This window comes from Ochrobactrum sp. EDr1-4 (genome assembly GCF_049199085.1).
In the GTDB taxonomy this organism is placed as follows: Bacteria; Pseudomonadota; Alphaproteobacteria; order Rhizobiales; family Rhizobiaceae; genus Brucella.
In genome coordinates this window covers 1-277 of the sequence record NZ_JBLZOF010000045.1, presented here as the reverse complement: position 1 = coordinate 277, position 277 = coordinate 1, and the positions used below count along the sequence as shown (strand labels likewise).

Here is a 277-nt window from a genome sequence, read left to right as displayed (position 1 = left end):
CTGGCAAGACCTCTGTGAGCGATGCGGGCGTGCGGGTTGGCAAAGATGTTAAACTCACCGATAAGGGCCTGGAGCTGGAAGGCGGAGTAAAAGTCACCACCGACGGTATCAATGCAGGCAACAAAAAGCTTACCGGTATTGCAGGCGGCCTGGTCGCCGATGGTAGTCTGGATGCAATCAACGGCGGTCAGTTGTTCGGCGTTTCAAGATCCGTGACGACAGTGTTGGGCGGCAATGCTGCTGTAGGCGCTGATGGCAGGATCAGCATGAGCAATGT

General features: G+C 56.0%; 1 pseudogene. It reads left to right on the top strand.

Annotated features, from left to right (window positions below):
- Positions 1–277 (top strand): annotated as a pseudogene (locus tag ACOZHT_RS24470) (hypothetical protein); the annotation flags it as partial.